The organism is Microcoleus sp. Pol8_D6 (assembly GCF_036700965.1).
In the GTDB taxonomy this organism is placed as follows: domain Bacteria; phylum Cyanobacteriota; class Cyanobacteriia; order Cyanobacteriales; family Microcoleaceae; genus Microcoleus.
In genome coordinates this window covers 56,687-63,544 of record NZ_JAUBPW010000036.1, presented here as the reverse complement: position 1 = coordinate 63,544, position 6,858 = coordinate 56,687, and the positions used below count along the sequence as shown (strand labels likewise).

Sequence of the window (6,858 nt, the reverse complement as noted above, 5' to 3'; positions counted from 1 at the left end):
TTTCGGCTCCGAGTTAACAATTTTTCTTAATTTTACATCATCTTGCATTTGTCTCACATTTATTTGAAATGACTATATACTGAAATAATGTTAAGAATGCAAGGAAGACAAGTTATGCCTAAACGTCTAAAGTTGGAGCCTCATCAAACTCCAGAAATAAGAGCAGGCCTGATTAATTTTCCGGGGTGTCTAAAGGATTGTTTCTACTTACCAGTCTTGGCTGCGTAGCCGGCGACCCGCTAAGGCCCGCACTTGCTCTTCGGCGTCGGAAACTGCAAGCGATCGCAACAAAGGCACAACTCCCGGATTTTCGGGATAATGTTCGATAATCGCTTCGAGTGCTGTAAATCTGGGATTGTAAGGAAAAGAACCGTTTTGATTTTCAGGATCGCTCAAAGTTCGATCGCGCAAAAACTCAAACATTCCCGGCTCGTCTTTCCATCCCCGCATTAACTCTACCAGGGCGATCGCCCGCACCTGCGAATCTTCATCTTTTTGAGCTCTACTTTTGAGCCACTCGAAAGTTTGAGACTGATTTGTCCACCCGCGCGCTAAGTTTTGCAAAGCGATTTGCCTGACAGCGGGACTCTCATCGCCCTCTGCTTTAGCCTCCAGCAGCATCCAAGTTTCAGGATTGTCTGGCCAGTTGTAAGCAAGTTCAAGCACCGCCGCTTCCCGCACTAGCGCTTCCCCAGAATCGAGCTGAATTTTCAGCCAAGACAAGGTTTCCGGGGCGTCGGGCCACCCCCGCACGATCGCCCGCATCAGCACGCTCAGCAGGTGAGAATCATGCTCCAACTCGACCCGGCTTTTGAGGAAAGGCAGCGTCTCGCCCCGGTGAGACCAGCGTTTTGCGATTTCTTCTACCGCAGTTTCTCGGACGTTGAGGTGTCTGTCTGATCCGGCGAGATTTTGCAACCAGCCAAAGACTTCGAGACTGCCTGACGCCAGTGCGGCGACAGCCTCCACTACTACTTGCCGCACAGTCCAGTAATCCTCGGAATCAGCTATTTTTTGCAGCAGGGGCAGGGTTTCTGGGTGGTCGGGCCAACCTGCTGCTATCTGTTGTAGGGCTATTTCTCGCAGGTCGGCGTCGCGATCTCCCAATGCTATATTTTTCAAAAAAGTCAGAGTTTGGGGGTTCCCAGGCCAGCCAGAGGCAATTGCTTGCACTGCTGAGCGCCGGACGCTCGAACTCGCGTCGGACTCGGCTTTAGTCTTCAGCAGCAGGTAAATGTCGGGATCGCCGGGCCAGTGCGAAGCCAATTCTTCTAAAGCTGCTGTCCGTACTTCTTTGCTGCTGTCGGATTCGGCTAGGGTTTTCAGCAGCAGGCAAACGTCGGCTGCAGCGGGCCAGCCCGCTGCCAACTCCCGCACCGCTACTGTTCGCAGGATAGAACTTCCTGTCTGGGCAAGGTTTTTGAGCAGGGAGGCGGTGCCTAAAAGGCTGTGCCAACCTCGGGCTATTTCTTGCCACGCTGCGACTCGCACTCCCAAGTTTTCGTCGGATTCGGCGGCGGTTCTCAGCAGCAGCAAGGTATCTGTGCGAGCGGGCCAATTAGAGGCTAACTGTTCGAGTGCTGTGGTGCGGACTGCGGGACTTTGATCGAACTGAGCCAGGGCAGCCAGCAGCGGCAAGGTATCGCTCGTGTCTGGCCAACCAAAAGCCATTTCTCGCACACAGGTCGATCGCACTGCCCAGCTTCCATCGGATTTGGCGAGGTTTTTGAGCATCAGGTAAATTTCTGGCTGATCTGGCCAACCACGGGCTATTGCTTCGACTGCTGTGGATCGGACTTCGCCACAGTCGGTGGAGTGAGCGAGTATTTTCAACCAGGGCAGGGTTTGCGGGTCGTTTTTCCAAGTTTGGGCGATCGCCGCGATCGATCGATTGCGAATTTGATAAGTTTCCTGCAATTCTTGAGCGCTTTGATAAAGAATCAGGAAACCCGTGCCGTATTGCGATAACTTTTTTAAAGCGCTTAAAAGTTTTTTGGCTGTTTTTTTATTAACATCATTTTTAACTTTTAACAGGCATTGCGCTGCTAAAAACAAATTAATAAATTTTGCTTGTTGACCGTTTTGATCCGTGAGATATTCTATAATTTGGCTCGCTGTTTCTTTGTCGAGCTTAGCTGCAATTTCTCTGAGGACTTCGTGCAAAGATTCGTCCCGCCAGTGCTGGCCGAAAACTTGTATGTTGAGTTCGCCCCAAGTCAGTTGACCGATTTTGAGTTGGGCATGGATTAACTCTGCTACCGTCTGGGGATTATTTTCGGAAACAAGTTTTTTTAACAACATACCGATACCCTGCTCGCTGAAGTTTGTTTGCATTGACAATCCTCCCATCAGCTCGGATATTAGTTGAGATTTTTTTGAGCGATGCTGGAGTATGGAGCCAATCGACTCTATTTTATACGAAAAATACTGAGTCGGGAGGGCCCCAATGCAAAATCCGCCAGCACCCACAGGAATGTTAGGTGGTGGCGGATGGCGATCAAACAATTAAGCCGTTGAATCTAACTAACAGCTACTTGGACGCGATCGGCTACAACACGAACCGCAAAAGTAGGAATCTTTACCGTTTCATCATCCAGACATTGCCCGGTAGTGAGACTAAAGTTTTGTTTGTAAATGGGAGAAGCAACTTTGAGAGTGCCGTTGCGATCGCCCACAATTCCCCGCGACAAAACAAAAGCTTTGCTAAACGGGTCGTAATTGCTAAGCGCATAAACTTCCTCCCCGTTTCCCACTCGGAAAATCGCCACTTGTTCGCCTTTAACTAAAGCGCAAACTCCAGTATAAGGGGCGATCGCATCCAGAGAACACACATCTACCCAAGTAGTCACAGTATCCGAAACTTGTAATGATTGAACCATCTTCTTTTCCTGTTATTTTACTTCAATCTCGTTCCCAGTCTCCGGCTGGGAACGTAGGTTTCGAGGCTCTGCCTCGCCTCGCCGAAGGAGGCAGAGCCTCCCGGAATTCATTCCCAGGCAGAGCCGGGGAACGAGATTCTTGCTCCCTCCCCTTAGCAAGGGGAGGGCTGGGGAGGGGTTATCTTGCTCCCTCCCCTTGCTAAGGGGATGGCTGGGGAGGGGTTATTCCGAAACTCCAACCAGAGCCTTTTCATGTTCGTTAGCAGGCCGCGTTTGTCCCCGTTCCGCAACATGAACAATACTCGGATCGGGCAAATCGGAATTCACAAAATGCTGGAACCGCTGCACCTTTTGTGGGTCTTCAATCGTCGTTTTCCACTCACATTGATAAGTATTCACTAAATGTTCCATCTGCGCTTCTAATTCAGCACAAATGCCCAGAGAATCCTCAATTATCACCTGTTTCAAGTATTCAATCCCGCCCTCAAGCTTGTTCAACCAAGTAGCAGTGCGTTCCAATCTGTCAGCGGTGCGGATGTAGAAAACTAAGAATCGATCGATATACTTAATCAGCGTTTCCTTATCGATATCCGTCGCCAGCAAAACCGCGTGTTGTGGCTTAATGCCGCCATTGCCGCACACGTACAAATTCCAACCATTCTCTGTCGCAATTATTCCAAAATCTTTGCTTTGAGCTTCCGCGCATTCGCGAGTGCAACCAGAGACAGCAGATTTGAGCTTGTGGGGCGATCGCAAACCGCGATACCGCAATTCAACCTCGATCGCCAAACTCGTTGAATCCTGCACCCCAAAGCGGCACCAAGTGCTACCAACACAAGATTTTACAGTACGCAGAGCCTTACCGTAAGCGTGCCCCGACTCAAATCCCGCATCAATCAACCGACGCCAAATATGCGGCAATTGATCCACGCGAGCTCCAAACAAATCAATCCGTTGTCCGCCAGTAATCTTAGTATAAAGCCCAAAATCCCTGGCAACTTCACCCAAAACAATCAACTTATCCGGCGTGATTTCTCCCCCCGGTATTCGCGGCACCACCGAATAAGTACCGTCGCGCTGAATGTTGGCCAAAAAGTAATCGTTTGTATCTTGCAAACCGACGTGAGACTTCTCTAAAATATGGTCATTCCAAGTAGAAGCTAGCATCGAACCAACAGCAGGCTTGCAAATTTCGCAACCCTTACCTTTGCCGTGTCTTTCAATCAACTCCTCAAACGTTTTAATCTCTTGAGAGCGCACTAAATGGTACAATTCTTGACGAGAATATTCAAAATGTTCGCAAAGATTATTTTTGACTGCAAACCCAGCTTTCTTCATCTCCGCCTTGAAGATATCCGTCACCAAAGGCACGCACCCGCCGCAGCCCGTACCAGCTTGAGTGCATTTCTTGACGCTGGCAACATCGGTTAAATTGCGATCGCGAATTGCTGCACAAATCTGCCCTTTGGTAACATTATTGCAAGAACAAATTTGAGCCGAATCCGGCAAACTGTCTACTCCAAAACCCGCCGGGACTCCCCCTTCTCGCGGTGGCATTAACAAATCTTCGGGATGGGGCGGCAGAGCAATTTCATTTTGCATGAATTGCAGCAAAGTGCCGTAAGCCGAAGCATCTCCCACGAGAATTCCGCCTAAAATTCGGCTGCCCTCTTGATTTAAAACTAATTTTTTGTAAATGCCTTGGAAGGTGTCAGTGACAACAATTTCTTTAGCATCAGCAGATTTGGGAAAAGGATCTCCAAAACTAGCGACATCCACCCCCAATAATTTGAGTTTAGTGGACATATCCGCACCTGTAAAAGTGCTTGTGGAACGGGCATCTTGCCCGTCATCCGCTACACGGCTCAAAATATCTGCTGCTACGCTTGCCATTGTATACCCAGGCGCAACTAAGCCGTAGATGCGATTTTGATAAAGCGCGCATTCTCCGATCGCATAAATGTCAGGATCGGAGGTTTGGCAGCTATCATTTATGATGATGCCACCGCGTTCTCCTACTTCTATACCGCAACTTCTGGCAATTTCGTCGCGGGGGCGAATGCCAGCAGAAAACACAATCATATCTGTTGCCAATTCCGAACCGTCAGCAAACAGCATTTTAGTAACTTTGCCATCTTCGCTGACAATTTCTGTGGTAGATTTGCTGGTATGAACCGAAACCCCCAAATCTTCTATTTTGCTGCGAAGAATTGCACCGCCCATCTCGTCAACTTGCACGGGCATCAGCCGCGATGCAAACTCAACAACGTGAGTTTTTAGGCCCATATTTTGGAGCGCGTTGGCACATTCTAGACCTAACAAGCCGCCGCCAATTACTACACCAATTCGGCAATTTTTAGCGTAATCTGACATCGCTTCCAGGTCGTCAATTGTCCGGTAAACAAAAGTCCCTGTAGCGTCTTTGCCTTTAATTGATGGCACAAATGGATAGGAACCGGTCGCGAGAACAATTTTGTCGTAGGGAACTTCTAAACCGTTGGCTGAAGAGACTGTTTTTTGTTCCCGGTTAATGGCGACTGCTTTGTCGCCGATGTAAATTTGGATGCCGTTTTCTTGGTAAAATCCCGGTGCAACTAAAGATAAATCTCCCGCTGTTTTGCCAGAGAAAAATCCGCTGAGGTTTACGCGATCGTAAGCAACGCGCGGTTCTTCACAAAAAGTAATTAAATTCCAGTGTTTGGCAGCATCCGAGCTCACCATTAACTCTAGGAACTTGTGACCTACCATGCCATTGCCGATTACAATGAGGTTTTTTTTGGCTGTCATTAGAATCTTTTTTATCCCGTTTATCAGTCGTTGGGTTTATTAATATAAGACTTTATTGTAAACTTTTGTACTTATATATACAAAAAATCGGTGTTTATGCAATTGTCGAATACTCCCGATTGCATTTTTGCATGATGTGTGCGATCGAGTTAAGTAGGTGCGTCAGTGGATTTTAGATTTTAGATTGTAGATTTTAGATTTACTTCACAGTTAAGAATGGTGCGTCAGCTAAGTGTTTTTGACAAAACGAGTAATATTTTTACTGTGACGCACCTTACAGTTTTCTAATTTTTAATTATTATTTAAGCTCCCATGCTCGAATACTGCTTCAAGCCCTGCCGCCAAAGCCAGCGATTCCACACAAAAAACACCGCAGCCCAAACCAACATTACCAACAAACTGCGGCCTACATCTACGGGCAATCCGATCAAGATTGAAGCGGGAAAATGAATCAAATAAGGAAAAGGCGTCCACAAAACTACTTCGCGCACGGGTGCGGGAAACACTTCTAACGGCGCGGTAATTCCCGATAAAAACAGGTAAATTAAAGACCAGAATTGCTCGATCGCACTTGCCCTTTCCAGCCAAAAAGCAAACAGCGCAAAAGTATACTGTATCAGAAACCGCAAACAAAAAGTCAAGACGATAACCAACAAGAATAGCAAAAACCTGCCCAAACTCGGCAGCCAAAAAGACTGCGGGTAAAGTGAAAAAAACAGCAGCACTAATCCGAATACAAATGGCAGCCTTGCAAACCTTTCGGAAACGTGAGATACGAAGTGGTGCCATACGGGATCGAGAGGCTGCAACAATCTATTAGATAGCTTGCCTTGCACTACTTCCTTTTCAAACTCCCAAATTACCCAAACTACATTTACTTGCCTGACAATGAAAGTGGCTAAAAAATAACGGGCAAAGTCGATGGAATTCAGCCCAAATTGACCAGTCTCCGCCGCCTGCGTCCAAACACCCATCAAGATAAATGGCAAAGCTCCCGACAGGGCCCACAAAAACAATTCTGCCCGGTATTCGAGCATATAAGCGTAGTAGGTAAATAACAAAGTTTTAGCAATTTTGATTGATTTTGTCATATCATTTTTAGATTTAATTTTTCGGCGTTAGCAACGGGCAAGATGCCCGTTTCACACAACATTGAAACTCTAGTGGAACAGGCATCTTGCCTGTTCAATTT

4 protein-coding genes are annotated in these 6,858 nt (G+C 47.4%); all 4 read right to left on the bottom strand.

All coding sequences use genetic code 11. The features are described 5' to 3' along the window. Nucleotides 1–207 precede the first annotated feature (207 nt). The 4 genes from QUA10_RS16050 to QUA10_RS16035 all read right to left on the bottom strand — a co-directional run bounded on the left by QUA10_RS16050 (nucleotide 208) and on the right by QUA10_RS16035 (nucleotide 6,757). Nucleotides 208–2,334 carry a HEAT repeat domain-containing protein gene (locus QUA10_RS16050; protein WP_333083487.1) on the bottom strand — a complete coding sequence of 709 codons (2,127 nt, stop codon included), beginning with the start codon at nucleotides 2,332–2,334 and terminating at the stop codon, nucleotides 208–210. A gap of 185 nt (nucleotides 2,335–2,519) precedes the next feature. Then, nucleotides 2,520–2,879 (bottom strand): nitrite reductase small subunit NirD, encoded by a 360-nt coding sequence (gene nirD / locus QUA10_RS16045; RefSeq protein ID WP_333083486.1) that lies wholly within the window; start codon nucleotides 2,877–2,879, stop codon nucleotides 2,520–2,522. A gap of 222 nt (nucleotides 2,880–3,101) precedes the next feature. Then, entirely contained in the window at nucleotides 3,102–5,666 is a 2,565-nt protein-coding gene (gene nirB, locus QUA10_RS16040) for a nitrite reductase large subunit NirB (RefSeq protein ID WP_333083485.1), read from the bottom strand. 302 nt (nucleotides 5,667–5,968) lie between these two features. Further along, nucleotides 5,969–6,757 (bottom strand): ABC-2 family transporter protein, encoded by a 789-nt coding sequence (locus QUA10_RS16035; RefSeq protein WP_333083484.1) that lies wholly within the window; start codon nucleotides 6,755–6,757, stop codon nucleotides 5,969–5,971. Between the last annotated feature and the right edge of the window lie 101 nt (nucleotides 6,758–6,858).